Source organism: Komagataeibacter xylinus NBRC 15237, from assembly GCF_001571345.1.
Lineage (GTDB): Bacteria > Pseudomonadota > Alphaproteobacteria > Acetobacterales > Acetobacteraceae > Komagataeibacter > Komagataeibacter xylinus.
The window spans coordinates 76,318-101,898 of sequence record NZ_BCTP01000001.1; the positions used below are offsets into that span (position 1 = coordinate 76,318).

Below are 25,581 nucleotides of genomic sequence, written 5' to 3' on the forward strand. Positions count from 1 at the left end.
GCCAACCCCATCATCATACATTCTGGCCCTACGAGCCGCCCCTCATGGACGACTCACACGACGCTCATACCTTGAGGGCGCGCGATATACTGCTGCCCCCCATTGAGTCAATTATTTTGCATCACTTTTTAGTGATACGATCGATAACACCAAAGACCTGTTTGGTCACGTCATCGATATCCGCCATGCCATCCACACGGTAAAGCCGCGTTTCAGCCTCGTAATAAGGCAGGATCGGCGCCGTGAGTTCCCGATAGGTCTTCAGGCGCGCAGCCACGGTCTCCCGCCGGTCATCTTCGCGGCGAATGAACTCATGGCCGCCACACACATCGCATGTGCCTTCCACCTTCGGCCGCTTGGACACGTCGTTATACCCCGCACCGCACTTGGCGCAGGTGTAACGGCCCGCGATCCGGTCGGCCAGGGCATCCTCGTCCACATCAAGCAGCAGCACCGCATCGATGTGCTGCCCGCTGCGGGCCAGCATGGCATCAAGTGCTTCCGCCTGTGCCCGCGTGCGCGGGAAGCCATCAAGGATGAACCCCCTGGCGCAGTCCGGCTGGCGGATACGGTTTTCAATCATGGCAATGATCAGGTCATCGGACACAAGCTGTCCGTTCGCCATGACCGCCTTGACCTTCAGCCCGAGCGGGCTGCCCGTCGCGACTTCAGCCCGCAGCATGTCGCCGGTTGAAATCTGGGCGATTCCGTAGCGTTCTTCCAGCCGCTTTGACTGGGTGCCTTTTCCAGCACCCGGCGGCCCGAGAAAAATAATATTCACCGCATTTTGCCCTTTCGGCCCCGTCCGCGACGCATGAGGCCCTGATACTGATGCGCCACCAGATGCGACTGCACCTGTGTCACGGTATCGATCGTCACGGTCACGATAATGATCAGACTCGTGCCACCAAAATAGAACGGCACGTTGTAATGGCTGATCAGGATCTGCGGCAACAGGCAGACAGCGACAAGATAGAGCGCGCCAATAGTCGTGATGCGCGTCAGGATCCTGTCAAAGAACGCCGCCGTGTTGGCGCCAGGCCGGATGCCGGGCACAAAGCCGCCCTGCTTGCGCAGGTTCTCCGCCGTCTCCTGCGGGTTGAACGTCACCGCCGCATAGAAATACGAGAAGAACACGATCATCGCCGCGTAGAACAGCATGTAGAGCGGCTGCCCCTGCCCCAGCGATTGCCCCAGGAAGGACAACCAGCCAGGCATCGAGCTGTTGTTGACGAATCCCGCAATGGTCACGGGAATCAACAGCACCGATGAGGCGAAGATCGGCGGAATCGAGCCTGCGGTGTTCACCTTGAGCGGCATGTGCGTCGAGTCACCGCCAAACATGCGCTGGCCGACCTGCCGCTTGGGGTACTGGATCACCACGCGCCGCTGCGCGAGTTCCATGAACACGATGAACGCGATGGTCACCGCGGCCAGTACCAGGAAGACCAGCACGAAGAACGGCGAAAGCGCCCCGGTATAGCCAAGCTGGAACAGGCTTGCGAGCGCATTGGGCAGGTTTGCCACAATACCCGCGAAGATAATCAGCGAGATGCCGTTCCCGACCCCCCGCGACGTTATCTGCTCGCCCAGCCACATCAGGAACATGGTGCCGCCCACCAGCGTCAGCACGCACGAGACGATAAAGAACAGCCCCGGCGAGACAACGGCCGAGCCCGCCTCCGTATGCATGTTCTCCAGCCCGATGGCGATGCCGTAGGCCTGGAACAGCGCGATGACCACTGTCAGGTAGCGGGTATATTCATTCAGCTTGCGCCGCCCGCCCTCGCCTTCCTTCTTCAGGGCTTCAAGGGAGGGAATGGCCGCTGACATGAGCTGCACGATGATCGAGGCACTGATATAGGGCATGATGTTGAGTGCGAACACGGTCATGCGCCCCAGCGCACCACCCGTGAACATATCGAACATACCCAGGATACCGCCCTGATGCCGGGCCAGAAGCTGCCCCATCACCGTCGCATCGACGCCAGGGACGGGGATATAGGTGCCAATCCGGTAGACGATCAGCGCACCGAGGGTAAACCAGATACGCTTCTTCAGTTCCGTTGCGTTGGCAAAGGAGCTGAAATTCAGATTGGCAGCCAACTGTTCGGCCGCGGAGGCCATGCGCCCATCCTTTCACAAGAACAGCGCCACCGCCGAAAACGGGACGCTGTCATGATAAAAAAAACCGCAGAAAGTAATAAAGCGATGCGCCCGCCGAGTGCAAGCAGCATCGCTTTTATCATGCTTCGGGTACAGAACGTGCCTGTGCCCCCAGCCGGTCATTCGGCGGCAGGAGCCTGCTGCTTCTGGACCTTGACCTGCACCTTGCCGCCAGCCTTTTCAACTGCGGCAATGGCACCGGCCGAAGCACCGGACACTTCAATGGTCACGGCGTGGTTCAGCGCGCCATCGGCCAGCAGGCGGATGCCATCAAAGCGGCCCGACCCGGCCAGACCGGCAGTGGTCAGAATTTCTCACGTCACCACGGCCTTGGCGTCGATCTTGCCAGCAGCAATCGCCTTGTCGAGCACGCCCAGGTTCACCACCGCATAATCCTTGCGGAAGATGTTCTTGAAGCCGCGCTTGGGCAGACGACGGTAGATGGGCAGCTGACCGCCTTCAAAACCGTTCAGCGACACACCGGAGCGCGCCTTCTGACCCTTAACACCCTTGCCCGACGTCTTGCCCTTGCCAGAGCCGATGCCGCGACCAAGGCGCTTCTTGCGATAGCGTGCGCCCTCGTTGTCACGAAGTTCGTTCAGGTTCATCTCAATCCTCCACCTTGATCAGGTGGGACACCTTGCGGATCATGCCACGAACTGAAGGGGTATCCTCCAGTTCGCGGGTACGACCGATCTTGTTCAGGCCCAGGCCCACCAGCGTAGCCTGCTGGCCCGGCTTCTGGCCATTGCCAGAATGCACCTGGGTAACGCGAATGGTTGCCTTGGTATCAGACATCGGCCGCAGCCTCCGTCGCTACCGCAGCCTCGCGGCGCCCCAGAATGTCCGAAACCTTCTTGCCACGGCGGTTGGCAACCGAACGCGGGCTGGCGCAACGCTCCAGCGCGGCAAACGTCGCCTTGACCATGTTGTGCGGGTTGCGGGTGCCGAGCGACTTGGCCACCACGTCATTGATGCCCAGGCTCTCGAACACAGCGCGCATCGGACCACCGGCAATGATGCCCGTGCCCGCATCAGCGGAGCGCAGGACAACCTTGCCCGCCCCGAAGTGACCGGCCACATCGTGATGCAGCGTACGGCCTTCCTTCATCGGAACGCGGATCATCGTCCGCTTGGCGCGGTCGGTTGCCTTGCGGATCGCCTCGGGAACCTCACGGGCCTTGCCCGCGCCGAACCCTACGCGACCCTTCTGGTCACCAACAACAACCAGTGCCGCGAATGCAAAGCGGCGACCGCCCTTTACAACCTTGGCAACACGATTGATCGTGACCAGCTTGTCGACCAGATCGTCGCCTTCGCGGTCACGATCGCGACCACCCCGGCCGCCTTCTCTCGGTTCACGTGCCATTATGCGTGACCCTTTCGTCAGAACGAGAGACCGCCCTCACGGGCAGCCTCCGCCAGGGCCTTGATACGCCCATGATACAGATACGCGCCGCGGTCGAAAACGACCTTCGACACACCAGCAGCTACCGCGCGCTCGGCAAGAAGCTTGCCGACTGCACCGGCTGCCTTCACGTCCGTACCACCCTTGAGGGTGGAACGCAGATCCTTGTCGAGGGTCGAAGCTGCGGCCAGCGTGCGGCCAGCGGCATCGTCGATCACCTGCGCGTAGATATTCTTGCCCGAACGGAACACCGACAGACGCGGACGGCCACCACTCTTGAGGCGAAGCTGGAAACGGAGACGCTGGCGCCGCCGCTCCCGCAGATCCTTCTGCGTGCTCATTATTTCTTCTTGCCTTCCTTGCGACGGATGGTTTCCGTTTCATAACGGACACCCTTGCCCTTGTAGGGCTCAGGCTTGCGGAAGCTACGGATATCAAGCGCAACCTGACCAACCCGCTGCTTGTCGATCCCCTCGACAGTCACGGCCGTCGGCCGCGGGGTGGTGATCTTGATCCCTTCGGGAATCGCATAGACGATGTCATGCGAATAACCGAGGTTCATGACCAGGTTCTTGCCCTGCACCGCAGCACGGTAACCGGTCCCGGAGATTTCCAGTGTCTTGGAAAACCCTTCCGACACACCCTTGACCATGCTCGCGATCAGGGAACGCGTGGTCCCCCACATCATGCGGGCCTGGGCTTCGGTGCCAACCGGCTTTACCGCAACCTTGCCATCCGCAACATCAACGGCGACATGACCGGACAGCGGCAGCTTGAGCTCGCCAAGCTTGCCCTTCGTGGTCAGCACGCCACCAGCAACGGAAACCTGAACACCCGACGGAACTTCGACGGGATATTTGCCCACTCGCGACATTTATCCCTCCTCAGAACACACGGCAGAGGACTTCACCGCCAACATTGGCAGCGCGGGCCTCCGCATCGGACAGAACACCACGCGGCGTCGACAGGATCGACACACCCAGCCCGGCATAGACACGCGGCAGTTCCTTGATCTTGGAATAGACGCGACGCCCCGGCTTGGACACACGGTGGATTTCTTTGATGACCGGCTCGCCATCGAGATATTTCAGCTCGATGCGCAGCTGGGCCACACCCTTGCGCAGTTCCTCACGCGAGAAACCACGGATATATCCCTCGCGGCGAAGCGCCTCGAGAACACTGGCGCGCAGCTTGGAAGCCGGCGCCACGCAGGCAGCATGCCGTGCACGCTGCGCGTTGCGGATCCGGGTGAGCAGATCACCCAAAGGATCAGAAAGTGACATCGTTCCCTGCCCTTACCAGCTTGACTTGACCATGCCCGGGATCTGACCATTAGAGGCCAGGTCGCGCAGGGCGATACGGCAGAGTTCAAACTTTCTGTAATTGGCGCGAGGACGCCCGGTGAGCTTGCAGCGCAGGCGCACGCGCACGCGCGAGCCATTGCGAGGAAGTTCAGCAAGCTTGAGCGACGCATCGAATCGATCTTCAACCGGCAGAGACCGATCCATGATGATGTTCTTCAATGCAGTCCGCTTAGCCCGGTCCCGGTCTGCCATGCGCTCGCGCTTGACATTCCGGTTTACGGCGGAAATTTTGGCCATGCCTTGTTTTACCCTCCGGAACCTGTCGGGCCAGTCCCAACGGTTTTCCAAACAACGTGTGTATTAGGTCTTCTGGACTTCAGACGGAAGCCCTTTCGCTACATTTTATGCAGCGAAGGGCAGATCAAACGCCTTCAGCAGAGCCTTCGCTTCCGCATCCGTCTTCGCAGTGGTCACGAAGATGATGTCCATGCCGCGGATCTCGTCTACCTTGTCGTATTCGATTTCCGGGAAGACAATCTGTTCCTTCAGCCCCATCGCGAAGTTGCCACGACCGTCGAAACCCTTGTTCGCCGGCAGCCCGCGGAAATCACGCACGCGTGGCAGGGCGATCGTCACGAAACGATCAAGGAATTCGAACATCTGGGCACGGCGCAGAGTCACCTTGCACCCGATGGGCAGACCTTCGCGGATCTTGAAACCGGCGATCGCCTTCTTGGCAACCGTCTTGACCGGCTTCTGACCAGCGATAAGGGTCATTTCCTTGACCGCCGCGTCGAGCTTCTTCTGGTCGCCAGCGGCTTCGCCAACACCCATGTTCAGGACAATCTTCTCGAGACGCGGAACCTGCATCTCGTTCTTGTACCCGAATTCCTCGCGCAGCTTCGCGCGCAGCTCGTCCTGATAACGCTGCTGCATGCGCGGCAGGGCGCGGGCTTCTTTCACTTCAGACATTCCCGCCCCCTCAGCCTTCGATTACTTCGCCGGTCGCCTTGGCGACACGAACCTTGCGACCATCTTCCAGAACACGGAAGCCGACTTTCGTCGGGTCGCCGCTCTTGGGGTCGATCAGCTTCAGGTTGGACAGGTGGACCGGCATTTCCTTCTGGACAATGCCACCCTGCTCACCCATGCGCGAAGGACGGGTATGACGCTTCGCAATGGCAACGCCACGCACCACAGCCTTGTTGGCTGCGGGGAGGACCGTAACAACCTCGCCACGGGTTCCCTTGGAACCACCGGTGGTGACCAGAACCTGGTCACCTTTCTTGATACGAGCAGCCATTACAGCACCTCCGGTGCCAGCGAGATGATCTTCATGAACTTGCGCGCACGCAGCTCACGCACGACCGGGCCAAAGATACGGGTACCGATCGGCTCCTGCTGCTTGTTGATCAGCACGGCCGCGTTGCGGTCAAAACGGATGGCGCTGCCATCAGCCCGGCGCACGGGGTAGGAAGTACGCACGATCACCGCCTGGTGAACGTCGCCCTTCTTGACCTTGCCGCGGGGAATGGCTTCCTTGACGGACACGACAATCACGTCGCCGACCGAGGCAGACTTCCGCTTGGAACCGCCCAGTACCTTGATGCACTGCACCTGACGGGCGCCGGAATTGTCGGCGACGTCAAGGTTGGTCTCGGGATGGATCATGGTCTATGCCTTCTTTACGCCTGGGCGCCAGACGCAGCACCGGCGGCTGCCGCGAGCGGCTGGCCATTCCGGACAACGACCGTCCAGGTCTTGCGGCGGGAAATCGGCTTGCATTCTTCAATGCGCACCGTGTCGCCCACCTTGCATTCGTTCAAGCCGTCATGCGCCGCATACTTCTTCGAGCGACGAATGAACTTCTTATACAGCGGGTGGATAATGCGACGATCGACAAGAACCGTAACGGTCTTGTCCATCTTGTCGCTCGTTACCCGCCCGGTCAGGACGCGCCTTGGCATCGCCCGTCTCCCTTCAGGACTTTGCTGCCGGCGCGTGGCCGGCAGAACTCTTCTTAACAACCTGGGTCGCAATCGTCTTCACACGCGCGATCTCACGACGCACCACGCGCATGCGGGACTGCCCCTCGGTCTGGCCGGTCGCGTGCTGAAACCGAAGATTGAACTGCTCGCGCTTCAGATCGACGAGAAGCGTATCCAGTTCTTCAACAGTCTTGGCACGCAGATCGGCGGGCTTTGTTGCCTTTGCCATCTCACGCCTCTCCGATACGGGTCACGAACTTGGTCTTGATCGGCAGCTTTGCCGCACCGAGAGCCAGCGCTTCACGCGCGACTTCCGGCGACACGCCTTCGATCTCGAACAGGATTCGACCCGGCTTCACACGAGCCACCCAAAATTCGGGCGACCCCTTGCCGGACCCCATACGCACTTCTGCCGGCTTTGTCGAGACCGGAAGATCAGGGAAAATCCGAATCCAGACACGACCCGCACGCTTCATGGCACGGGTAATGGCCCGGCGGGCCGCTTCGATCTGGCGGGCCGTGATCCGTTCAGGCTGGAGAGCCTTCAGGCCAAAAGCCCCGAAATTCAGGGTTGTGCCGCCCTTGGCCAACCCGTGAATGCGCCCTTTGTGGGCCTTGCGGTACTTTGTCCGCTTGGGAGAAAGCATTTTTCAAATCCTCACGCGCCGCCTGGCGCATCTAGGTCCATTGGACCCCGCAGTTAGCGCTGCGGGGCCTGTTCGGCGGCGCGACGGTCCTGCGCCAGCGGATCATGGGCAAGAATCTCGCCCTTGAAGATCCAGACCTTCACACCACAGGTGCCATAGGTCGTCTTGGCGGTCGCCACACCATAGTCGATGTCCGCACGCAGCGTATGCAGCGGCACCCGACCTTCACGATACCACTCGACGCGCGCGATTTCCGCGCCGCCAAGACGGCCCGAGCAGTTGATCCGGATACCCTGCGCGCCAAGGCGCATGGCGGACTGCACGGCGCGCTTCATGGCGCGACGGAAGGCCACGCGGCGCTCGAGCTGCTGGGCGATGTTCTCGGCCACCAGGGTCGCGTCGATTTCCGGCTTGCGGATCTCGACGATGTTCAGCGCGACATCGGTCTTGGCCATCCGGGCCAGGTCCTTGCGCAGCACATCAATGTCCTGGCCCTTCTTGCCGATCACCACGCCGGGGCGTGCAGCGTAGATGGTCACGCGCGGCTTCTTGGCCGGGCGCTCGATCACCACGCGGGACACGCCGGCACCTGCCAGCTTACGGCGCAGGTAGGCGCGCAGCTTCAGGTCGTCATGCAGCAGGCGGGCATAGTCCGCATCGGCGTACCAGCGGCTGTCCCATGTCCGGTTAATACCGAGCCGAAGCCCGATCGGATTAACTTTATGTCCCATGGATCAGGCCGCCTTTTTTTCGGTTTCAGCTTCGGGCTTCTTTTCCGCCACGACGATGGTCAGGTGGCTGAAAAACTTCTCGATGCGGGCCGAACGGCCACGACCACGTGCGTGGAAACGACGCATCACGATCGACTTGCCCACCTCAGCGCGGGCAACAACCAGCTGGTCAACGTCCAGCTGATGGTTGTTCTCGGCGTTGGCGATCGCACTTTCCAGCGTCTTCTTGACCTGCTGGGCAATGCGACGCTTGGAGAATGTGAGGGTGGCGATTGCCTGCGCAGCCGGCTTGTTGCGGATCAGACCCGCAACAAGGTTCAGCTTGCGCGGGCTGATGCGGATGTTCCGCGTCAGCGCCTGCGCCTCGGTTTCCGCGAGCGTGCGCGGATGCTTAGGCTTGCTCATGTTCAGCCCCGCTTCGCTTTCTTGTCCGAAGAATGACCCGTGAAGGTACGGGTCGGTGAGAACTCACCGAACTTGTGGCCCACCATGTTCTCGGAAACCTGCACGGGCAGGAATTTGTGCCCGTTATAGACGCCGAACGTCAGTCCGACGAACTGCGGCAGGATGGTGGATCGACGCGACCAGATCTTGATCACTTCGTTACGGCCCGACGCGCGCGATGCATCGGCTTTGTTCAGCAGATACCCGTCTACGAACGGGCCCTTCCAGACGGAACGTGCCATCTTAAATGCCCCTTACTTGCCGGTCTTCCGGCGACGGATGATCAGACTGTCCGTACGCTTGTTGACCCTGGTCTTGTAACCCTTAGTCGGCTTGCCCCATGGCGTAACCGGATGACGCCCACCCGAAGTGCGTCCTTCACCACCACCATGCGGATGGTCAACCGGGTTCATGACGACACCACGGTTGTGCGGGCGGCGGCCCAGCCAGCGATTGCGGCCGGCCTTGCCCAGGTGCTGGTTCATGTTGTCCGGGTTGGACACGGCACCGATGGTGGCCATGCATTCCGCGCGAACAACACGCAGCTCACCGGACTGCAGCTTGATCTGGGCATAGCCCATGTCCTTGCCGACCAGCTGCGCATACGTGCCAGCCGAACGGGCGATCTTGCCACCAGCACCGGCCTTGAGCTCGATGTTGTGGATGATCGTGCCCACCGGAACGGCAGACAGGGGCATGGCGTTGCCCGGCTTGATATCGGCGCGCGCACCGGCGATGACTTCGTCACCAACCTTCAGGCGCTGCGGCGCGATGATGTAGGCCAGCTCGCCATCGGCATACTTGATGAGCGCGATGAACGCCGTACGGTTGGGATCGTATTCAAGGCGTTCCACCGTGCCGACCACGTCGAACTTGCGACGCTTGAAGTCAACATAACGGTAGGACTGCTTGTGTCCGCCACCGATGAAACGCGAGGTGGTGCGACCGTGATTGTTACGGCCGCCGCTCTTGTTCTTCCCCTCGGTCAGGCCCTTGACGGGCTTGCCTTTCCACAGCTCCTTGCGGTCGATCAGAACCGTTCCGCGCAGGCTGGGGGTAACTGGATTAAAGTGCTTCAATGCCATTTCTTGTCACCCCGCGTCAGACCAGCTTCGCGGTCAGGTCGATGGACTGACCTTCTGCAAGCTGAACAAACGCTTTCTTAACATCCGAACGCTGGCCGGGACGTCCCTTGAAGCGCTTGGCTTTTCCCTTCTGGATGAGCGTGTTCACACCCAGAACCTTCACGCCAAACAGCGTCTCGACCGCAACCTTGATCTCCGGCTTCGTGGCGCTGATCGCAACCTTGAAGCCAACCTGGTTCTTCTCGGAAAGGGCGGTCGCCTTTTCCGTGATCAGGGGGGAGCGGATGATGTCGTACATCGCTTCCCGAGACATGCGTTCCGCCTTCTTGCGGATTGCCAGGATGTTGGTCATGCCAGACGCTCCTTCAGACCCTCAACCCCGGCGCGCGTGATCGCGAGCACATCGTGGTTCAGGATGTCGTAGACATTGGCGCCCACCGTCGGAAGAATGTCGATCTTCGGCAGGTTGCGCGCAGCACGGCCAAAGTTCTCTTCAACCGCGGCATCCACGATCAGCGCGGATGTCCAGCCCAGGACCTTCAGCTTCTTGGCCAGTTCGGCCGACTTGCCCGAGGCGGTCGCTGCATCGAGCACCACCAGCTTGCCTTCCGCCGCCTTCTGCGACAGGGCGGAAATCAGGCCAAGGCGACGCACCTTCTTGGGCAGGTCATAGCCATGGTCACGCACCACGGGACCATGAACGATGCCACCGGTGCGGTACTGCGGCGCGCGCAGCGAACCCTGGCGGGCGCTACCCGTGCCCTTCTGGCGGTACGGCTTCTTGGTCGTGCCGGAGACTTCCCCCATGCCCTTGACCTTGTGCGTACCAGCCCGGCGCTTGGCCAGCTGCCAGTGCACCACACGCGCCAGGATGTCCGTGCGCGGCGTTGCGGCGAAAATCTCGTCGGGAAGGCTGGCGGTACCTGCGCTTCCGTTATCGAGGGTTTTGATCTCGTAATCCATTGCCCTCTATCCTCAGCCCGCAGCCTCAACCAGGGCCGCCGGATACGGCGCCTCGGCATGACGGGCCTTCTTGATCGCATCACGAACGAGAACCGTTTCATTCTTTCCGCCCGGCACGGAGCCGCGGATCATGATCAGGTTCTTTTCGGCGTCAACAGCCGCAACCTCAAGGTTCAGCGTAGTGATACGCTCGGAACCGAGATGGCCGGCCATCTTCTTGTTCTTGAAAACCTTGCCCGGATCCTGGCGGTTACCCGTGGAACCGTGCGAACGGTGACTGATCGAGACACCGTGGGTGGCTTCGAGACCGGCAAAGTTCCAGCGCTTCATCGCGCCGGCAAAACCCTTACCCTTGCTGGTGCCGGTAACGTCCACCTTCTGCCCCACCACGAAATGGGCGGCGGACAGAGAAGCCCCGACTTCCAGGACGGCGTCATCCGATACACGGAATTCCGCCAGCTTCTTCTTGGGCTCGACCTTGGCCTTGGCAAAATGGCCGCGATTCGGCTTGGACACATTTTTGACCTTGGCCTTGCCCGCGCCAAGCTGGACGGCTGTGTAGCCATCACGCTCGGTCGTGCGAACATCAACCACCTGCAGATCATCAAGCTGCAGGACAGTCACCGGCACATGTGTGCCGTCTTCCTTGAACAGCCGGGTCATACCCAGCTTTTTTGCGATCAATCCGGTGCGCATCGTCTGGACCTTAGAGTTTAATCTCGACATCTACGCCAGCGGCGAGGTCGAGTTTCATGAGAGCGTCCACGGTCTGCGGGGTCGGCTCGACAATGTCGAGCAGCCGGCGATGGGTCCGAATTTCGAACTGCTCGCGGCTTTTCTTATCCACGTGGGGGGAGCGGTTTACGGTAAACCGTTCAATATGCGTCGGCAGCGGGATAGGACCCCGAACCCGCGCACCCGTACGCTTCGCCGTATTGACGATCTCCTTCGTGCTGTTGTCTAGCACCCGATGATCGTACGCCTTCAGGCGAATGCGGATGTTCTGGTTGTCCATCTTTCTGTTTCAGTCCAACTTTACCTGATTCGGGGGAACCCGATCCGCAATGGAAACCCGGCCGGATTGCTCCGACCGGGATGCCACAGTTCAGTTACTGTCCAATCACGCCGTGATGGAAGCAACAACACCTGCACCAACGGTGCGACCGCCTTCGCGGATAGCGAAGCGCAGGCCTTCATCCATGGCGATCGGAGCGATCAGCTCGACATCCATGGCGACGTTATCGCCAGGCATGACCATTTCCGTGCCTTCCGGCAGGTGAACGACGCCGGTGACGTCGGTCGTGCGGAAATAGAACTGCGGACGATAGTTGGTGAAGAACGGCGTGTGACGGCCACCCTCTTCCTTCGTCAGGATGTAGGCTTCCGCCTTGAACTTGGTGTGCGGGGTGATCGAGCCCGGCTTTGCCAGCACCTGGCCACGCTCAACGTCTTCACGCTTCGTGCCACGCACCAGTGCGCCGATGTTGTCACCTGCTTCACCACGGTCGAGCAGCTTGCGGAACATTTCAACGCCGGTCACGGTCGTCTTCTGCGTCGGGCGCAGGCCAACGATCTCGATTTCGTCGCCAACGTTTACCACGCCACGCTCGACACGGCCCGTCACCACGGTGCCACGGCCCGAGATGGAGAACACGTCTTCGATCGGCATCAGGAACGGACGGTCGACCGGACGCTCCGGCTGCGGGATGTATTCGTCCACAGCGTTCATCAGGTCCAGAACGCGGTTTTCACCGACTTCCGCGTCGCCGTCTTCCAGCGTCACCAGGGCCGAACCCTTGATGATGGGGATATCATCGCCGGGGAACTGGTAAGCGGAAAGCAGCTCGCGCACTTCCATTTCCACCAGCTCAAGCAGCTCCGGATCATCAACCTGGTCAACCTTGTTCAGGAAGACGACCAGAGCCGGCACGCCAACCTGGCGGGCAAGCAGGATGTGCTCGCGGGTCTGGGGCATCGGGCCATCAGCGGCCGACACGACCAGGATCGCGCCGTCCATCTGCGCGGCACCGGTGATCATGTTCTTCACATAGTCAGCGTGGCCGGGGCAGTCGACGTGTGCGTAGTGACGCTTCGCGGTCTCGTACTCGACGTGGGCGGTCGAGATGGTGATGCCACGGGCGCGCTCTTCCGGCGCGGCGTCGATCATGTCGTACGCCTTGAATTCCGCGCCACCGGACTTCGCCAGCGTCTTGGTGATAGCAGCGGTCAGCGAGGTCTTGCCGTGATCGACGTGACCAATCGTACCGATGTTGCAGTGCGGCTTATTCCGCTCAAATTTAGCCTTTGCCATCGTTTTCTCCGTTAACTCGGCCTCGTGCCGAGAGTCGGGTTGGAAAGTTCCGTTTCGGAAGCCGGGCCGGTGAATAGACCGGCCAGACCGCCTTTACCAGCGGTAATGACTGAATGCCTTGTTGGCTTCTGCCATGCGGTGCGTGTCTTCGCGCTTCTTGACCGCGGCGCCACGATTATTGACGGCGTCAAGAAGTTCGTTCGACAGACGATCCTGCATGGTGTTCTCGCCACGCTTGCGCGAGGCGTCGATCAGCCAGCGGATGGCCAGCGCCTGACGACGCTCGGCCCGGACTTCGACCGGAACCTGGTAGGTGGCGCCACCAACACGGCGGGAACGCACCTCGACAGCCGGCTTGACGTTGTCCAGCGCGCTGTGGAACATGACCACAGGGTCCGCAGCAGCGCCACCACGGCGGCGCAGCACCTCAAGGGCGCCATAGACGATCCCTTCAGCGGTGGACTTCTTGCCGTCGTACATCAGGGCGTTCATGAAACGCGTAATGACGACATCACCAAATTTCGGATCGGGAAGAATCTCGCGCTTGACTGCGCGATGACGGCGACTCATGCCTCGTTATTCCTTTTACTTAGGACGCTTCGCGCCATAGAGCGAGCGACGCTGACGACGCTTGGCGATACCCTGGGTGTCCAGAACGCCGCGCAGGATGTGATAACGCACGCCAGGAAGATCCTTAACGCGACCACCACGGATCAGGACAACGCTATGTTCCTGGAGGTTATGCCCCTCACCCGGAATATAGCTCACAACCTCATAACCGTTGGTCAGGCGTACTTTTGCCACCTTACGCAGAGCCGAGTTCGGCTTCTTCGGTGTGGTTGTGTAAACACGAGTGCAAACGCCACGCTTCTGCGGACAGCCCTGCAGGGCAGGAACCTTATTGCGTTTGGCTGCGGGTTCGCGACCTTTCGCGATCAACTGGTTGATGGTCGGCATACGCCTTTCCCGATCCTTACAAAATTCGGCCGGCCAACCCCATATCTGGTTGCCGACTGTCGTTCACAACAAAACCCCAACGAATGACAACCATTCGTTCGGGCATCATATTTACATCCGGCCTGGGCAGCCCGATTCCCGGACTGCGGCACCGCATGTCTGCATGCTGCATTCGACGGCCAACGACGTCTTTCAGACAGGGCTAGCCGAGGGCGCGTTACCTACGGGCAAACTGACCAAAAGTCAAGCCTTGCGCAGGATTCGCTAGCAGTCTGGCGAAACGACTCTGTTCCGCCGGACTCGGAGCACCGCTCCGTCAGGCTGCTGATACCGCCTGAATCGGATGGTGACAATAGTGCAGCACCGAATCATGCCGGATAGCGGTCCCCCGCCATCCGGCATTTCTCTCGTGTGGTTACTCAGCCGCCTTGGGCGGCACGGCAGCGCGGGCCTTGGCAAGGCGCTGCTTGTCCTCGCCCGCGGCAACCGCGCGGAGCTTGTTCATCACGCTGCCCGTCCCTGCCGGGATCAGGCGGCCGACGATGACGTTCTCCTTGAGGCCGTTAAGCGTATCCTTCTTGCCCGCCGTAGCCGCCTCGGTGAGGACACGGGTGGTCTCCTGGAAGGAGGCCGCCGAGATGAAGGACTGCGTCTGCAGCGAGGCCTTGGTGATGCCCTGCAGCACCGGCATGGCAACGGCAGGGTGCTCGCCAATGTTGAGGCGCTTGGCGTTCTCTTCCTCGTATTCGATACGGTCCACCGTCTCACCGATCAGGTAGGTCGTATCGCCCGGCTCAAGGATTTCCACCTTCTGCAGCATTTGACGAACAATGACTTCGATGTGCTTGTCATTGATCTTCACGCCCTGCAGTCGGTACACGTCCTGGATCTCGTTGACGAGATAGTCCGACAGCGCCTCGACACCCAGAACCTTCAGGATGTCATGCGGCACGCGCGGCCCGTCGACGAGCGGATCGCCCACCTGGACAAAGTCGCCTTCCTGAACGGACACGTGCTTGCCCTTGGGGATGAGGTAATCCGTCTCCTCGCCCGTCTCGTCGTTCTTGACGATGACGCGACGCTTGGACTTGTAGTCCTTGCCGAATTCCACGCGTCCCTCGGTTTCCGAGATGATGGCGTGATCCTTCGGGCGGCGGGCCTCGAACAGTTCCGCCACGCGTGGCAGACCACCGGTAATGTCACGCGTCTTGGAGCCTTCACGCGGGATACGCGCCAGCACGTCACCTGCGTTGACCTGTGCGCCATTCTCGACCGAGAGCAGCGAGTCAGGTGACAGGAAGTAGCGGGCGTCGTTGCCGTTGGCCAGCTTCACCACGTCGCCGTTGGCGTCCTTGAGCTGCAGGCGCGGACGCAGGTCGATCCCCTTGGAAGCCTGCTTGTAATCCACGACCACTTTCGAGGTCAGGCCGGTCACCTCATCCATCCGCTCCACCAGGGTGATGGAGTCGATCAGGTCAAGATATTCCACCTTGCCAGGCTGCTCGGTGATGATGGGCAGGGTGTACGGGTCCCACTCGGCCATCTTCTGGCCACGGGCCACTGCAGCGCCATCCTCGACCAGCAGGCGCGCACCATAGGGCACGCGGTAGCGGGCGCGTTCGGTTCCGCGGTCATCCGTCAGCAGGATCTCGCAGTTACGCGACATGACGATGGGCACGTTCTGACTGTTATGCACCACGTTCTTGTTGCGGATCGTCACCTTGCCATCACGCGAGGCCTCGACCATCGACTGCTCGGCGCCACGCTGCGCTGCGCCACCGATATGGAAGGTACGCATGGTCAGCTGCGTGCCCGGCTCACCGATGGACTGCGCGGCGATAACGCCCACGGCCTCACCGATGTTGACGGGCGTGCCGCGCGCAAGGTCACGGCCATAGCAGTGGCCACACACGCCCACGCGGCTGTCACAGGTCAGCACGGAGCGGATAAGCAGGCTTTCGACGCCTGCCTTCTCGATCTGCTCGGCCTCGGCTTCCTCGATCAGCGTATTGCGCGGGAAGAGCACCTTGCCGGTTGCCGGGTCGAGCACGTCGGCTGCCAGCGTGCGGCCAAGCATCCGCTCGGACAGGGAGGCCACGACTTCGCCACCATCCATGACCGCACGCACGGTCAGGCCGCGCTCGGTGCCGCAGTCTTCCTCGACGATGATGCTGTCCTGCGCCACGTCAACGAGGCGGCGGGTAAGGTAACCCGAGTTCGCCGTCTTGAGCGCGGTATCGGCCAGGCCCTTACGCGCACCATGGCTGGAGGTGAAGTAATCGAGAACCGACAGGCCTTCCTTGAAGTTGGCGATGATCGGCTGTTCGATGATCTCACCCGACGGCTTGGCCATCAGGCCACGCATGCCGGCAAGCTGCTTCATCTGCGCTGGCGACCCACGGGCACCGGAGTGGCTCATCATCCACACCGAGTTGGTAGGCTTGCCGATCTCCTGCTTGGAGATCTCCTTCATCATCGCGGCCTGCACTTCATCGGTGCAGCGCGACCAGGCATCGACCACCTTGTTGTAGCGCTCGCCAGCGGTGATCAGACCGTCCTGATACTGCTGCTCGAACTCCTTCACCTCGCCGGCGGTGCGGTCCACGAGTTCCTTCTTCTCGACGGGAACGATCATGTCGTCCTTGCCGAACGAGATGCCCGAACGCGCGGCGTGGCGGAAGCCAAGCCCCATCAGGCGGTCACAGAAGATCACGCATTCCTTCTGGCCGCAGTGACGGTAAACCGCGTCGATCACGTCCGACACGATCTTCTTGGTCAACTGGCGGTTGATCAGCGCGAACGGCAGCGCCGGGTTGCGCGGCAGGATCTGGGCAACAAGCATGCGGCCCGGCGTGGTCACGACCGTCTCACGCACGGTCTTGCCCTCGGCATCGAAGCTCTCGATGCGCGCACGGATCTTGTCGTGCAGCTTCACCGCGCCCGTGCTCAGCGCGTATTCCACTTCGCCCACGCTGGAGAAGGACGGCGCGCCGGTTACGGTCACGTGCCCCTTGTCATCGTAGCTGTTCTTGTCGGGCGTTGCGCGGAATTCGGGCGTCTCGAGGCTGAGGTAATACAGCCCGAGCACGATATCCTGCGACGGCACGATGATGGGCTTGCCGTTGGCCGGGCTGAGGATGTTGTTGGTCGACATCATCAGCACGCGGGCTTCAAGCTGAGCCTCGAGGCTCAGCGGCACGTGCACGGCCATCTGGTCGCCATCGAAGTCGGCATTGAACGCGGTGCAGACCAGCGGGTGAAGCTGGATGGCCTTGCCCTCGATCAGCACCGGCTCGAACGCCTGGATGCCCAGACGGTGCAGCGTGGGCGCACGGTTGAGCATGACCGGATGCTCGCGGATCACTTCTTCAAGGATATCCCACACTTCGGGACGTTCCTTTTCCACCATCCGCTTGGCGGCCTTGATGGTGGTGGCGTGACCGTATTTTTCCAGCTTGGAGTAGATGAACGGCTTGAACAGCTCGAGCGCCATCTTCTTGGGCAGGCCGCACTGGTGCAGCTTCAGCTCCGGTCCCACCACGATGACCGAACGGCCCGAATAATCGACGCGCTTGCCGAGCAGGTTCTGGCGGAAGCGGCCCTGCTTGCCCTTGAGCATGTCGGACAGCGACTTGAGCGGACGCTTGTTGGCACCCGTAATGGCACGGCCACGACGACCGTTATCGAACAGCGCATCAACCGATTCCTGCAGCATGCGCTTTTCGTTACGCACGATGATGTCGGGCGCGCGCAGTTCGATCAGCCGCTTGAGGCGGTTGTTACGGTTGATGACGCGACGGTACAGGTCGTTCAGGTCGGATGTGGCGAAGCGGCCACCATCAAGCGGCACCAGCGGGCGCAGCTCGGGCGGAATGACCGGCACGAGGTCCAGGATCATCCATTCCGGGCGCGATTCACTGTCGGCAAAAGCCTCGACCAGCTTCAGGCGCTTGACCAGCTTCTTGCGCTTGGCTTCGGATGTGGTTTCCTTCAGCTCGAGACGCAGCTCTTCCTTCTCGACCTTGCAGTCGATGCGCTCGAGGATCTTCTTGATCGCTTCCGCACCAATGCCGACCTCGATGCCCTCGTCGCCATGCTCGTCCATGACATCGAGATACTGGTCTTCCGTCAGCAGGCTGTACTGCTTGAGCGGCGATGTGCCGGGCTCGAGCACCACATAGCTCTCGAAATACAGGATCTTTTCCAGATCCTTCAGCGTCATGTCGACCATCAGGCCGATACGGCTGGGCAGGGATTTCAGGAACCAGATATGTGCAACCGGGCTGGCCAGCTCGATATGGCCCATGCGCTCGCGGCGCACCTTGGCCAGCGTAACTTCAACGCCGCATTTTTCGCAGATGATGCCGCGGAACTTCATCCGCTTGTACTTGCCGCACAGACATTCGTAGTCCTTGATCGGACCAAAAATCCGCGCGCAGAACAGGCCATCACGCTCCGGCTTGAAGGTCCGGTAGTTGATGGTCTCGGGCTTCTTGATCTCGCCATAGGACCACGAACGGATCTGCTCGGCCGAGGCCAGCTGGATCTTGATCTGGTCAAAGGTCATGGCCTGGCCGCCCTGACCAAGGATCTTCATGAGTTCATTCATGCGCCGCAAACCCCCTGAGGGAATGAAGCGGAAGCAGGCGCCGCACCTGCCTCCACTCCTGAAAGAAAAATAGATGGACCGACGTGCAACATGCCGACCGGATCAGTTACCGCTCTGTTCCAGGTCAACATTCAGGCCAAGGGACTTCAGTTCCTTGATCAGCACGTTGAAGCTTTCCGGAATACCGGCCTCGAAATCATCCTGCTCGCGCACGATGGCCTCATAGACCTTGGTACGACCGGACACGTCATCCGATTTGACCGTCAGCATTTCCTGCAGCGTGTAGGCGGCGCCATAGGCTTCGAGCGCCCACACTTCCATCTCACCAAAGCGCTGCCCACCGAACTGCGCCTTACCGCCCAGCGGCTGCTGGGTCACCAGCGAATACGGGCCGATGGAGCGGGCATGGATCTTGTCATCAACAAGATGATGCAGCTTGAGCATGTAGATGTAGCCAACCGTGGTCTTGCGCTCGAACGGCTCGCCCGTGCGCCCGTCGATCAGCTGCGACTGGCCGGACTTGTCCACGCCCGCCCGGGTCAGCATCGCCTCGATGTCGGGGATGGACGCGCCATCGAACACCGGGGTCGCGATCGGCACGCCCTTGCGCAGGTTGCCGCACAGCTCGAGCAGCTGGCTATCGGTCATGTCACCGATCTGCTCGTCATAAACCGCGTCGCCATAGACCGACTTCAGTTCATCAAGCAGTTCCTGCCGCTTCTCGCCCGTGCGCTGGTAGTCATTGGCCAGCTGGCCGATCTGGCGGCCGATATTGGCACACGCCCAGCCCAGATGCGTCTCGAGGATCTGCCCCACGTTCATGCGCGAGGGCACGCCAAGCGGGTTGAGCACGATGTCAACCGACGTGCCATCCTCAAGGAACGGCATGTCTTCCACCGGCACGACGCGCGAGACGACACCCTTGTTGCCGTGGCGGCCAGCCATCTTGTCACCCGGCTGCAGCTTGCGCTTCACCGCGACAAAGACCTTGACCATCTTCATCACGCCCGGCGGCAGTTCGTCACCGCGCTGCAGCTTCTCGACCTTGTTGTCGAAGCGGGCCTGGATCTTGGCCACCGCCGCGTCAAACTCACGGCGCAGGGTTTCGAGCTCGGCCATGACCTCATCGGACACGACCGTGATGTTGCGCCATGCGCCACGCGGATGCTCGGACAGAACCTCGTCCGTGATCTCGGTGCCCGAGCGGATGCCCTTGAAACCGGCGCCCGCGGTCTGGCCGATCAGGTGCTCGCGCAGACGGTTGTAGAAGGAACGCTCCTGAATGGCGCGCTCGTCATCACGGTCCTTGGCGAGGCGTTCGATCTCGGCGCGCTCGATGGCCATCGCGCGCTCGTCCTTGTCCACGCCACGGCGGGAGAAGACGCGCACGTCCACGATCGTGCCGGTCGTGCCGGGCGGCAGCTTGAGCGAGGTGTCACGAACATCGGACGCCTTTTCGCCAAAGATGGCGCGCAGCAGCTTTTCTTCCGGCGTCATCGGGCTTTCGCCCTTTGGCGTGACCTTGCCGATCAGGATATCGCCGGGGTTCACTTCCGCGCCGACATAGACGATGCCCGCCTCGTCGAGGTTGCGCAGGGCTTCCTCGCCGACATTGGGAATGTCGCGCGTGATTTCTTCCTGGCCCAGCTTGGTGTCACGGGCCATGACCTCGAATTCCTCGATATGGATCGAGGTAAACACGTCATCGCGCGCGATCCGCTCGGAAATCAGGATCGAATCTTCGAAGTTGTAACCGTTCCAGGGCATGAACGCGACCAGCACGTTGCGGCCCAGCGCCAGTTCACCCAGTTCGGTGGACGGACCATCGGCGATGATCTCGCCAGCCCGCACCTGGTCACCCACGCGCACCAGGGGGCGCTGGTTGATGCAGGTGGACTGGTTGGAGCGCATGTATTTGCGCAGGCGGTAGATATCCACGCCCTGCGTCGCGCCGCCATCGTCGGTGGCACGCACCACGATACGCGCGCCGTCGATCTGGTCCACCACGCCATGGCGGCGAGCCACGATGGCGGCACCGGAGTCGTGCGCCACGGCCGCTTCCATGCCCGTGCCGACCAGCGGCGCATCCGAGCGCACCAGCGGCACGGCCTGACGCTGCATGTTCGAGCCCATCAGGGCGCGGTTGGCGTCATCGTTCTCGAGGAACGGGATGAGCGCTGCAGCAACCGAGACAAGCTGCTTGGGCGATACGTCGCAGGCGGTCACTTCGGTCGGCGGCACCTGGCGGAAGTCGCCGCCACGGCGCACGGACACCAGATCGTCGGTCAGGTGACCCTGCGCGTCCTGCTTCGCATCGGCCTGGGCGACGATCAGCTTCTCTTCTTCCATGGCGGAAAGATATTTCCAGCCATCCTGAAGCACGCCGTCCTCGACCATGCGGTACGGGGTCTCGATAAAGCCGTACTTGTTCACCTTGGCGTAGGTGGCCAGCGAGTTGATCAGGCCGATGTTCGGGCCTTCCGGCGTCTCGATCGGGCAGATGCGGCCATAATGCGTCGGGTGCACGTCACGGACTTCAAAGCCCGCGCGCTCACGGGTCAGGCCACCCGGGCCAAGCGCCGAGAGGCGGCGCTTATGCGTCACTTCAGACAGCGGGTTGGTCTGGTCCATGAACTGGCTGAGCTGCGAGGAACCGAAGAACTCACGCACGGCAGCGGCGGCAGGCTTGGCGTTGATCAGGTCATGCGGCATGACCGTATCGATATCGACCGAACCCATGCGCTCGCGGATGGCGCGCTCCATACGCAGCAGGCCAACGCGGTACTGGTTTTCCATCAGTTCGCCCACGGAGCGGACACGACGGTTGCCAAGGTTGTCGATATCGTCAATCGCGCCGCGACCGTCCTTCAGCTCGCACATGATCTTGACGGTGCGCAGGATGTCTTCCTTGCGCAGCACGCGCACCGTGTCGGGCACGTCCACGCCAAGGCGCATGTTCATCTTCACGCGGCCCACGGCAGACAGATCATAGCGGTCGGGGTCGAAGAACAGGCCGGAGAACATCGCTTCCGCCGTCTCGGGCGTGGGCGGCTCGCCGGGGCGCATGACGCGGTAGATATCGGTCAGCGCTTCCTCGCGCGAGGCGTTCTTGTCCACTGCCAGCGTATTGCGGATCCACGGGCCATTGGCCGCGTCCACCGCCAGCGTGGTCAGCGTGGTCAGCGTGGTCAGCCCTTCGCCCTCGAGTTCCTCAAGCTTCTGCTCGGTCAGCTCGTCGCCAGCCTCGGCATGGATCTCGCCGGTGTGCTCGTTGACGATATCGCTTGCAATGAAGCGGCCAATCAGCCCTGCGGGGCCAACCAGCACTTCCTTGGTGGTCTCGGCAATCTTGCGGACCATGCGGGCGGTCAGCTTGGCATCGGCCGGAGCCACTTCCTCGCCGGTCTGGGCATCGATCAGCGGCTCGAGCAGCTTCTGGCCACGGAAGGCATCGGCATCGAAACGGCGCGCCCAGCCCTTTTCGGTCTTGGTGAACTCCACCTTGCCGTAGAAGTAGGACAGGATCTCATCAGGGTCCATGCCCTGGATTTCCATCGACTCCACATCCCCGCCTTCGGCGGCCTTGGCGGCACGGGCAGCCTCGGAGGCGGCGCCTTCGAGCGCGTAAAGCAGCGTCGTGACCGGCAGCTTGCGTTTGCGGTCGATGCGGACGTAGATCAGGTCCTTGCTGTCGAACTCGAAATCGAGCCACGAGCCACGATAGGGAATGACACGGGCGGCAAACAGGAACTTGCCCGAGGAATGGGTCTTGCCCTTGTCATGATCAAAGAACACGCCGGGGCTGCGATGCATCTGGCTGACGATGACGCGCTCGGTGCCGTTGATGATGAACGTGCCGTTATCGGTCATGAGCGGCATGTCGCCCATATAGACCGGCTGCTCCTTGATATCGCGGATCGAGCGCGACCCGGTATCCTCATCCACGTCCCATACGATCAGGCGCAGGATCACCTTCAGCGGAGCGGCAAAGGTCAGCCCGCGCTGGATGCATTCCTCAACGTCGTATTTCGGCTCCTCGAGTTCGTAGCTTACGAACTCAAGACGCCCGCGCCCCGCGAAGTCATTGATCGGGAAGACGGAACGGAACACTTCCTGCAGGCCCGTCGGCGTCCGGCTGTCGGGCGCCACATTCATCTGAAGGAACGTTTCGTAGCTTGCCCGCTGCACGTCAATCAGATTGGGCATCGGAGCCACTTCGGGTATGTGCCCGAAGCTCTTGCGGATGCGTTTGCGTCCCGTGAACGATTTCGTAATCGCGTTCATCGCCTATCCAGCCCCCATCCACACAGGCCCGCACGGTCGTGACATGGTCATGTCACGCGGACTGCGCGGCCCTTGAAAATCCTTGGCAGATCGACCGGACCTGCGCCCGACCAATCTTTCACTACCGCCAAAGGCACCCGAAGCCTCGCGGCCAGGGTGCCTGTAACGCCCAAGGGGGCGGAAACCAGACGGTTTCCACCCTCACCTGAACAATCAGCCTGAGTGCGTCATAAACGACGCATCCCGATTGGCCAACTTATTTGATTTCGACCGAAGCGCCGTTGTCTTCAAGGGTCTTCTTGATCTTCTCGGCTTCATCCTTGCTGGCGCCTTCCTTGACGGTCTTGGGCGCGCCCTCGACCAGGTCCTTGGCTTCCTTCAGGCCCAGACCGGTGATCGCACGGATTTCCTTGATCACGTTGATCTTCTTGTCGCCGGCCTTGGTCAGGACAACGTCAAATTCGGTCTTCTCTTCTGCCGGAGCAGCGCCAGCGCCCGGAGCCGCAACGGCAACGGCGGCCGGAGCAGCGGCGGAAACGCCCCACTTCTCTTCGAGCAGCTTGGACAGCTCGGCAGCTTCCAGAACGGTCAGGGCGGACAGGTCTTCAACAATCTTGTTCAGATCGGCCATGGTATTGGTCTTCCTAATTTATACACTGGTTGGCACGACACAATCCCGTTTTTTAGGGAAAATGCCGTTTTGTTGATAGCCCGGCGGGCCGGGCCATGGGGTCTCAGGCGGCTTCGCCCGTCTTGGCATAGGCACCAAAAACCCGTGCAAGCTGTCCGGCCGGCGCCTGCAGCACGCCTGCGATACGCGTAGCGGGGGTGGAGATAAGCCCCACCAGCTGCGCGCGCAGAACGTCAAGCGACGGCAGTTCGGCCAGAGCCTTGATGCTTTCGACGTTAAGCGTCTGTGCACCAAGCGATCCGCCGAGCAGAACAAGCTTGTCATTGGTTTTGGCGAACTCGACGAGCACCTTCGCCACTGCTACCGGTTCATCCGCCCACGACAACGCGGTCGGCCCCTTGAGCAGCGGCTTGATGCCTTCGAACTGGGTCCCTGCCAGGGCGAGAGAGGCCAGCCGGTTCTTCGCGACCTTGTGTGTAGCTCCAGCCGCACGCACGCGACGCCGAAGGTCCGTCACATCAGCCACGGTCAGCCCGTCATTACGGGTGACAATGACCATGGACGTTTCAGCGAACACGGCTGCGAGGGAGGCAACAAACTCCCGCTTCTCCGTACGGTCCAAATCCCGTCTCCATCATCACCTGCCAGCCTGGGCCAGCAGGTAGGGTTTACCCTGGGGATGCGCCGACAAGCCGGTAGCATCCCGGTTCGCCTGTCCTTTTAACGGAACAACCAGTGTGGGCTTTCGCCCCGATCCGGCAATCCCCGTCTCCCGGCTGCGGCCCTTTCGGGGCCATCAAGGCTTGCGCCACATCCGGTCATGGACAGGTTCGGAAACTGGCGGCCAGGCCGCCAGCCCCTGTCCCCTTTCCCTGGCGGGAAAGGGTCATTCCTTGGCTGATCAGCCCGCCGTGAAGGCGGCGACGTCAACCGTAACACCCGGCCCCATGGTGGAGGACAGGGCGATTTTCTTCACGTACGTGCCCTTGGCACCCGTGGGGCGGGCCTTCTGCACGGCATCCACGAATGCGCGGATGTTCTCGGCCAGCTTGGATTCGTCAAACGAAGCCTTGCCAACGCCTGCATGCACGATACCGGCCTTTTCAGCGCGGTATTCAACCTGGCCGGACTTGGCAGCGGAAACCGCGCCCTTCACGTCCATGGTCACGGTGCCCAGCTTGGGGTTGGGCATCAAGCCACGCGGGCCGAGGATCTTGCCCAGACGGCCCACGAGCGCCATCATGTCCGGCGTGGCAATGCAGCGGTCGAAGTTGATCTCGCCAGCCTGCACCTTCTCGGCCAGGTCTTCGGCGCCAACCACGTCGGCACCGGCTGCCTTCGCTTCCTCGGCCTTGGGGCCACGGGCGAACACGCCAACGCGCAGGGTCTTGCCCGTGCCGTTGGGCAGGGACAGCAGGCCACGGACCATCTGGTCGGCATGACGCGGGTCGATGCCGAGGTTCATGGAGATCTCGACCGTCTCGTCGAACTTCGCCTTGGCGTTGTTCTTGATCAGGCTGATCGCCTCATCGAGGCCATACTGCTTGTTGGTATCGACTGCGGCGCGGGCTGCGGTCAGACGCTTGTTCTTTGCCATTGGTATCAGCCCTCCACCACGTCGAGGCCCATGGAGCGGGCAGAACCTGCCAGCATGCGCACGGCGCCGTCGATGTCGTTGGCGTTCATGTCTTTCTGCTTAGTCTCGGCAATCTCGCGCAGCTGCGCAATGGTCACCTTACCAACGGTCGCGGCCTTGCCTACGGTCGAGCTGCCCTTAGAGACCTTGGCAGCCTTCATCAGGAAGTAGGTGTTCGGCGGGGTCTTGGTAATGAAGCTGAACGTACGGTCGGCATAGGCGGTAATCACGACCGGGATCGGCATGCCGGGCTCGAGGCCCTGCGTCTTGGCGTTGAACTCCTTGCAGAACTGCATGATGTTCAGGCCGCGCTGACCGAGTGCCGGACCAACCGGCGGTGACGGATTCGCCTTGCCGGCGGGGATTTGCAGCTTGATGTAGCCAACGATTTTTTTGGCCATATCCGGGGCTCCTGAC

Annotated in this window: 31 protein-coding genes and 1 pseudogene; all 32 read right to left on the minus strand. The window is 61.4% G+C overall.

What is annotated here, in order from left to right:
* Window positions 1-121 precede the first annotated feature (121 nt).
* Window positions 122-781 carry an adenylate kinase gene (locus GXY01S_RS00325; protein ID WP_061271363.1) on the minus strand — a complete coding sequence of 220 codons (660 nt, stop codon included), beginning with the start codon at window positions 779-781 and terminating at the stop codon, window positions 122-124.
* Window positions 778-2,127 (minus strand): preprotein translocase subunit SecY, encoded by a 1,350-nt coding sequence (gene secY, locus GXY01S_RS00330; RefSeq protein WP_061271365.1) that lies wholly within the window; start codon window positions 2,125-2,127, stop codon window positions 778-780. The genes GXY01S_RS00325 and secY overlap by 4 nt, the downstream gene beginning before the upstream one ends.
* 158 nt (window positions 2,128-2,285) lie before the next feature.
* A pseudogene (rplO, locus tag GXY01S_RS00335) lies at window positions 2,286-2,774 on the minus strand (50S ribosomal protein L15).
* A gap of 1 nt (window position 2,775) precedes the next feature.
* The gene (gene rpmD, locus GXY01S_RS00340; protein ID WP_061271369.1) at window positions 2,776-2,964 is read right to left on the minus strand and encodes a 50S ribosomal protein L30; all 189 of its coding nucleotides are present in this window, start codon (window positions 2,962-2,964) and stop codon (window positions 2,776-2,778) included.
* Window positions 2,957-3,535, minus strand: coding sequence for a 30S ribosomal protein S5 (gene rpsE, locus GXY01S_RS00345; RefSeq protein WP_014105019.1), 579 nt, complete (start codon window positions 3,533-3,535; stop codon window positions 2,957-2,959). The genes rpmD and rpsE overlap by 8 nt, the downstream gene beginning before the upstream one ends.
* Before the next feature lie 17 nt (window positions 3,536-3,552).
* Window positions 3,553-3,915 carry a 50S ribosomal protein L18 gene (rplR, locus tag GXY01S_RS00350; protein ID WP_061271371.1) on the minus strand — a complete coding sequence of 121 codons (363 nt, stop codon included), beginning with the start codon at window positions 3,913-3,915 and terminating at the stop codon, window positions 3,553-3,555.
* Window positions 3,915-4,448 (minus strand): 50S ribosomal protein L6, encoded by a 534-nt coding sequence (gene rplF / locus GXY01S_RS00355; RefSeq protein WP_061271373.1) that lies wholly within the window; start codon window positions 4,446-4,448, stop codon window positions 3,915-3,917. The genes rplR and rplF overlap by 1 nt, the downstream gene beginning before the upstream one ends.
* A 10-nt stretch (window positions 4,449-4,458) precedes the next feature.
* Window positions 4,459-4,857, minus strand: coding sequence for a 30S ribosomal protein S8 (rpsH, locus tag GXY01S_RS00360; RefSeq protein ID WP_010506719.1), 399 nt, complete (start codon window positions 4,855-4,857; stop codon window positions 4,459-4,461).
* Between the two features lie 12 nt (window positions 4,858-4,869).
* On the minus strand, window positions 4,870-5,175 hold the full coding sequence (rpsN, locus tag GXY01S_RS00365; protein ID WP_061271375.1) for a 30S ribosomal protein S14: 306 nt from the start codon (window positions 5,173-5,175) through the stop codon (window positions 4,870-4,872).
* A 105-nt stretch (window positions 5,176-5,280) separates the two neighbouring features.
* Entirely contained in the window at window positions 5,281-5,850 is a 570-nt protein-coding gene (rplE, locus tag GXY01S_RS00370; RefSeq protein WP_061271377.1) for a 50S ribosomal protein L5, read from the minus strand.
* Window positions 5,851-5,860: 10 nt separating this feature from the next.
* Window positions 5,861-6,181 carry a 50S ribosomal protein L24 gene (rplX, locus tag GXY01S_RS00375; protein ID WP_010506725.1) on the minus strand — a complete coding sequence of 107 codons (321 nt, stop codon included), beginning with the start codon at window positions 6,179-6,181 and terminating at the stop codon, window positions 5,861-5,863.
* The gene (gene rplN, locus GXY01S_RS00380) at window positions 6,181-6,549 is read right to left on the minus strand and encodes a 50S ribosomal protein L14 (protein WP_061271379.1); all 369 of its coding nucleotides are present in this window, start codon (window positions 6,547-6,549) and stop codon (window positions 6,181-6,183) included. Before rplN ends, rplX begins: the two co-directional genes overlap by 1 nt.
* 14 nt (window positions 6,550-6,563) lie before the next feature.
* A complete protein-coding gene (gene rpsQ, locus GXY01S_RS00385; protein WP_061271381.1) occupies window positions 6,564-6,845 on the minus strand; it encodes a 30S ribosomal protein S17 in 282 nt (93 codons plus the stop codon).
* 13 nt (window positions 6,846-6,858) lie between these two features.
* Window positions 6,859-7,095, minus strand: a complete 237-nt coding sequence (gene rpmC, locus GXY01S_RS00390) for a 50S ribosomal protein L29 (protein WP_061271383.1) — start codon at window positions 7,093-7,095, stop codon at window positions 6,859-6,861.
* Between the two features lies 1 nt (window position 7,096).
* Window positions 7,097-7,513: a 50S ribosomal protein L16 gene (rplP, locus tag GXY01S_RS00395; RefSeq protein ID WP_061271385.1), complete on the minus strand. Its 417-nt coding sequence runs from the start codon at window positions 7,511-7,513 to the stop codon at window positions 7,097-7,099.
* Window positions 7,514-7,566: 53 nt separating this feature from the next.
* A complete protein-coding gene (rpsC, locus tag GXY01S_RS00400; protein ID WP_061271387.1) occupies window positions 7,567-8,244 on the minus strand; it encodes a 30S ribosomal protein S3 in 678 nt (225 codons plus the stop codon).
* 3 nt (window positions 8,245-8,247) lie between these two features.
* On the minus strand, window positions 8,248-8,649 hold the full coding sequence (rplV, locus tag GXY01S_RS00405) for a 50S ribosomal protein L22 (protein WP_007399624.1): 402 nt from the start codon (window positions 8,647-8,649) through the stop codon (window positions 8,248-8,250).
* Between the two features lie 2 nt (window positions 8,650-8,651).
* The gene (gene rpsS, locus GXY01S_RS00410; RefSeq protein ID WP_007399623.1) at window positions 8,652-8,930 is read right to left on the minus strand and encodes a 30S ribosomal protein S19; all 279 of its coding nucleotides are present in this window, start codon (window positions 8,928-8,930) and stop codon (window positions 8,652-8,654) included.
* A 12-nt stretch (window positions 8,931-8,942) separates the two neighbouring features.
* Window positions 8,943-9,773 (minus strand): 50S ribosomal protein L2, encoded by an 831-nt coding sequence (gene rplB, locus GXY01S_RS00415; RefSeq protein ID WP_061271389.1) that lies wholly within the window; start codon window positions 9,771-9,773, stop codon window positions 8,943-8,945.
* A gap of 16 nt (window positions 9,774-9,789) precedes the next feature.
* Window positions 9,790-10,086 (minus strand): 50S ribosomal protein L23, encoded by a 297-nt coding sequence (locus GXY01S_RS00420; protein WP_172157796.1) that lies wholly within the window; start codon window positions 10,084-10,086, stop codon window positions 9,790-9,792.
* Window positions 10,087-10,121: 35 nt separating this feature from the next.
* Window positions 10,122-10,736, minus strand: a complete 615-nt coding sequence (gene rplD, locus GXY01S_RS00425; RefSeq protein WP_061271391.1) for a 50S ribosomal protein L4 — start codon at window positions 10,734-10,736, stop codon at window positions 10,122-10,124.
* A gap of 12 nt (window positions 10,737-10,748) precedes the next feature.
* Complete coding sequence (rplC, locus tag GXY01S_RS00430) at window positions 10,749-11,432, minus strand: 50S ribosomal protein L3 (RefSeq protein ID WP_061271393.1); 684 nt, start codon at window positions 11,430-11,432, stop codon at window positions 10,749-10,751.
* A gap of 10 nt (window positions 11,433-11,442) precedes the next feature.
* Entirely contained in the window at window positions 11,443-11,751 is a 309-nt protein-coding gene (rpsJ, locus tag GXY01S_RS00435) for a 30S ribosomal protein S10 (RefSeq protein WP_007282720.1), read from the minus strand.
* A 105-nt stretch (window positions 11,752-11,856) separates the two neighbouring features.
* Window positions 11,857-13,047: an elongation factor Tu gene (tuf, locus tag GXY01S_RS00440; protein ID WP_061271396.1), complete on the minus strand. Its 1,191-nt coding sequence runs from the start codon at window positions 13,045-13,047 to the stop codon at window positions 11,857-11,859.
* 93 nt (window positions 13,048-13,140) lie between these two features.
* On the minus strand, window positions 13,141-13,617 hold the full coding sequence (rpsG, locus tag GXY01S_RS00445) for a 30S ribosomal protein S7 (RefSeq protein ID WP_007399617.1): 477 nt from the start codon (window positions 13,615-13,617) through the stop codon (window positions 13,141-13,143).
* Window positions 13,618-13,632: 15 nt separating this feature from the next.
* The gene (gene rpsL, locus GXY01S_RS16880) at window positions 13,633-14,004 is read right to left on the minus strand and encodes a 30S ribosomal protein S12 (protein ID WP_003621118.1); all 372 of its coding nucleotides are present in this window, start codon (window positions 14,002-14,004) and stop codon (window positions 13,633-13,635) included.
* A 415-nt stretch (window positions 14,005-14,419) separates the two neighbouring features.
* Window positions 14,420-18,613: a DNA-directed RNA polymerase subunit beta' gene (rpoC, locus tag GXY01S_RS00455; protein ID WP_061271398.1), complete on the minus strand. Its 4,194-nt coding sequence runs from the start codon at window positions 18,611-18,613 to the stop codon at window positions 14,420-14,422.
* Window positions 18,614-18,715: 102 nt separating this feature from the next.
* The gene (gene rpoB / locus GXY01S_RS00460) at window positions 18,716-22,897 is read right to left on the minus strand and encodes a DNA-directed RNA polymerase subunit beta (RefSeq protein WP_061271400.1); all 4,182 of its coding nucleotides are present in this window, start codon (window positions 22,895-22,897) and stop codon (window positions 18,716-18,718) included.
* A gap of 256 nt (window positions 22,898-23,153) precedes the next feature.
* A complete protein-coding gene (rplL, locus tag GXY01S_RS00465; RefSeq protein WP_061271402.1) occupies window positions 23,154-23,528 on the minus strand; it encodes a 50S ribosomal protein L7/L12 in 375 nt (124 codons plus the stop codon).
* Window positions 23,529-23,631: 103 nt separating this feature from the next.
* On the minus strand, window positions 23,632-24,150 hold the full coding sequence (gene rplJ, locus GXY01S_RS00470; protein ID WP_061271404.1) for a 50S ribosomal protein L10: 519 nt from the start codon (window positions 24,148-24,150) through the stop codon (window positions 23,632-23,634).
* A gap of 279 nt (window positions 24,151-24,429) precedes the next feature.
* Window positions 24,430-25,125: a 50S ribosomal protein L1 gene (gene rplA, locus GXY01S_RS00475; RefSeq protein WP_061271406.1), complete on the minus strand. Its 696-nt coding sequence runs from the start codon at window positions 25,123-25,125 to the stop codon at window positions 24,430-24,432.
* A gap of 5 nt (window positions 25,126-25,130) precedes the next feature.
* The gene (gene rplK / locus GXY01S_RS00480; protein WP_061271408.1) at window positions 25,131-25,565 is read right to left on the minus strand and encodes a 50S ribosomal protein L11; all 435 of its coding nucleotides are present in this window, start codon (window positions 25,563-25,565) and stop codon (window positions 25,131-25,133) included.
* Window positions 25,566-25,581 lie beyond the last annotated feature (16 nt).

Coding starts and splice junctions, on each gene's coding strand:
- secY (WP_061271365.1), bottom strand. CDS start 2,127: ATGGCCTCCGCGGCCGAACAGTTGGCTGCCAATCTGAATTTCAGCTCC.
- rpmD (WP_061271369.1), bottom strand. CDS start 2,964: ATGTCTGATACCAAGGCAACCATTCGCGTTACCCAGGTGCATTCTGGC.
- rpsE (WP_014105019.1), bottom strand. CDS start 3,535: ATGGCACGTGAACCGAGAGAAGGCGGCCGGGGTGGTCGCGATCGTGAC.
- rplR (WP_061271371.1), bottom strand. CDS start 3,915: ATGAGCACGCAGAAGGATCTGCGGGAGCGGCGGCGCCAGCGTCTCCGT.
- rplF (WP_061271373.1), bottom strand. CDS start 4,448: ATGTCGCGAGTGGGCAAATATCCCGTCGAAGTTCCGTCGGGTGTTCAG.
- rpsH (WP_010506719.1), bottom strand. CDS start 4,857: ATGTCACTTTCTGATCCTTTGGGTGATCTGCTCACCCGGATCCGCAAC.
- rpsN (WP_061271375.1), bottom strand. CDS start 5,175: ATGGCCAAAATTTCCGCCGTAAACCGGAATGTCAAGCGCGAGCGCATG.
- rplE (WP_061271377.1), bottom strand. CDS start 5,850: ATGTCTGAAGTGAAAGAAGCCCGCGCCCTGCCGCGCATGCAGCAGCGT.
- rplX (WP_010506725.1), bottom strand. CDS start 6,181: ATGGCTGCTCGTATCAAGAAAGGTGACCAGGTTCTGGTCACCACCGGT.
- rplN (WP_061271379.1), bottom strand. CDS start 6,549: ATGATCCATCCCGAGACCAACCTTGACGTCGCCGACAATTCCGGCGCC.
- rpsQ (WP_061271381.1), bottom strand. CDS start 6,845: ATGCCAAGGCGCGTCCTGACCGGGCGGGTAACGAGCGACAAGATGGAC.
- rpmC (WP_061271383.1), bottom strand. CDS start 7,095: ATGGCAAAGGCAACAAAGCCCGCCGATCTGCGTGCCAAGACTGTTGAA.
- rplP (WP_061271385.1), bottom strand. CDS start 7,513: ATGCTTTCTCCCAAGCGGACAAAGTACCGCAAGGCCCACAAAGGGCGC.
- rpsC (WP_061271387.1), bottom strand. CDS start 8,244: ATGGGACATAAAGTTAATCCGATCGGGCTTCGGCTCGGTATTAACCGG.
- rplV (WP_007399624.1), bottom strand. CDS start 8,649: ATGAGCAAGCCTAAGCATCCGCGCACGCTCGCGGAAACCGAGGCGCAG.
- rpsS (WP_007399623.1), bottom strand. CDS start 8,930: ATGGCACGTTCCGTCTGGAAGGGCCCGTTCGTAGACGGGTATCTGCTG.
- rplB (WP_061271389.1), bottom strand. CDS start 9,773: ATGGCATTGAAGCACTTTAATCCAGTTACCCCCAGCCTGCGCGGAACG.
- GXY01S_RS00420 (WP_172157796.1), bottom strand. CDS start 10,086: ATGTCTCGGGAAGCGATGTACGACATCATCCGCTCCCCCCTGATCACG.
- rplD (WP_061271391.1), bottom strand. CDS start 10,736: ATGGATTACGAGATCAAAACCCTCGATAACGGAAGCGCAGGTACCGCC.
- rplC (WP_061271393.1), bottom strand. CDS start 11,432: ATGCGCACCGGATTGATCGCAAAAAAGCTGGGTATGACCCGGCTGTTC.
- rpsJ (WP_007282720.1), bottom strand. CDS start 11,751: ATGGACAACCAGAACATCCGCATTCGCCTGAAGGCGTACGATCATCGG.
- tuf (WP_061271396.1), bottom strand. CDS start 13,047: ATGGCAAAGGCTAAATTTGAGCGGAATAAGCCGCACTGCAACATCGGT.
- rpsG (WP_007399617.1), bottom strand. CDS start 13,617: ATGAGTCGCCGTCATCGCGCAGTCAAGCGCGAGATTCTTCCCGATCCG.
- rpsL (WP_003621118.1), bottom strand. CDS start 14,004: ATGCCGACCATCAACCAGTTGATCGCGAAAGGTCGCGAACCCGCAGCC.
- rpoC (WP_061271398.1), bottom strand. CDS start 18,613: ATGAATGAACTCATGAAGATCCTTGGTCAGGGCGGCCAGGCCATGACC.
- rpoB (WP_061271400.1), bottom strand. CDS start 22,897: ATGAACGCGATTACGAAATCGTTCACGGGACGCAAACGCATCCGCAAG.
- rplL (WP_061271402.1), bottom strand. CDS start 23,528: ATGGCCGATCTGAACAAGATTGTTGAAGACCTGTCCGCCCTGACCGTT.
- rplA (WP_061271406.1), bottom strand. CDS start 25,125: ATGGCAAAGAACAAGCGTCTGACCGCAGCCCGCGCCGCAGTCGATACC.
- rplK (WP_061271408.1), bottom strand. CDS start 25,565: ATGGCCAAAAAAATCGTTGGCTACATCAAGCTGCAAATCCCCGCCGGC.